This window comes from Microcystis sp. (genome assembly GCF_048564745.1).
Lineage (GTDB): Bacteria > Cyanobacteriota > Cyanobacteriia > Cyanobacteriales > Microcystaceae > Microcystis > Microcystis ichthyoblabe_A.
The window spans coordinates 1-1,350 of sequence record NZ_JBLZRT010000053.1 but is presented as its reverse complement, the minus strand read 5'-3'; the positions used below and the strand labels follow the sequence as shown (position 1 = coordinate 1,350).

The 1,350-nt window shown below is 39.8% G+C and carries 2 protein-coding genes and 1 pseudogene; all 3 read left to right on the top strand.

From position 1 onward, the window contains the following. Positions 1 to 161: 161 nt before the first annotated feature. The gene (locus ACOCD9_RS07905) at positions 162 to 473 is read left to right on the top strand and encodes a hypothetical protein (protein WP_287700716.1); all 312 of its coding nucleotides are present in this window, start codon (positions 162 to 164) and stop codon (positions 471 to 473) included. Positions 474 to 520: 47 nt separating this feature from the next. After that, positions 521 to 778 carry a hypothetical protein gene (locus ACOCD9_RS07900; protein ID WP_287700717.1) on the top strand — a complete coding sequence of 86 codons (258 nt, stop codon included), beginning with the start codon at positions 521 to 523 and terminating at the stop codon, positions 776 to 778. A 473-nt stretch (positions 779 to 1,251) separates the two neighbouring features. Continuing rightward, positions 1,252 to 1,350 (top strand): annotated as a pseudogene (locus ACOCD9_RS07895) (IS982 family transposase); the annotation flags it as partial.

Below are 1,350 nucleotides of genomic sequence, written 5' to 3'. Positions count from 1 at the left end.
AGACCTCTTGCATAAATCCGAAAACAAACGATAGAAACAATAATGGGAGGGACTTTCAGTTAATTATTTATTAGTAGTTGATAATCTTCAAAAATGTTGCTGTACAAGGATCGACTTAAGACTTTTGCAAGAGGTCTTATGTAGATGAAGCCAATGACATTATGGAATCATTGGGTCGTCCTTTTGCCCATCGGGTGTTTCAGGCATTTACCAAATATGTTTGTAATTATCCCAATGCCGATCGCGATGAGGTGATTCGTAATCAGGCGATCGCCGATCAATTTGGTCAGAAGCTCTTACCCAAACTGCGCGGTGTGATGGTTGAAGAAAAAAACGTCAAAGAAGCATTGGATAAGATGGAATCTCTACTGTCGCAACTTAATGATGAACCACTCAATCAAGCTTTTAAGAAAGCGCGTGAGGGGCAGTATGGACAATTCCAATGGAAAGGTATGATTTATCCCCAGGATTGAGGTTGAATTTATAAACATCAATTTGCAACAATCGAGGTCATCAACCAATGTTAATTTATGCTAGTCTTACCGACTATTTGCAAGATAATCACTGTTTGGATGAATTGCCTCAATTGTGCGGTAGTGATCGCCCTTTTTTAGTATTAGAAGATGACGAAGAGCTTACCAAACAATATCCATTTTTGATGCAACGTCAACCTAGTAGGCTCTTCTGGTTTCTGTGTGGAAACGAGGTCTATACTGATAGTTTCTTCGACAAAATAGTCCTAAAAGTGTTACCCGATAAGCATTTCACGATTCCATAAGCAAAAATTATCACACAAAGTCGAGAAGAGCCAAGAGTTTTATAAAGTAGATGATTACATTTGGGGATACGCAAGGATACTATTGTGGTATGCAAACCCTGAGAGTGATTGCTTATCGCTCGAAGTTTTTAGTCAGCACTTCACAGAGATACTAACCCATTGCCTTACATTAAATGTTTCTAGAGATCACAATTATCTAAGAGATGCACTAATTTCTCTAATTTCTCTAATTTATCTACTTAACCTGAGTTCGGGATAACGCTATCTTATGGGACTGTGGGAAAACCTTTGCCAACTCTGGATTCTGAACCTCTTGGTTAGCAGGTAATCGTTACCAATCTGGCGATCGCCAAGTAGTCCGTTTGTTCTGCCAGTTTGACCTGGTTTCATCGCTAACTCTTTTTCTGAGAAAACTTAAAAAAAGGGAGAGGTGATATGCTGAAAAACAGAATCACCGACCGCCACCTCCCCCTATGTTTAGTTTAGACGCTCTCTTCTGCCATGTCGATGATTTTTGCCAACAATTTGTCCCTCAGTGGCAAAAAACCCTACTTGGTCACGGCTTAACTCAC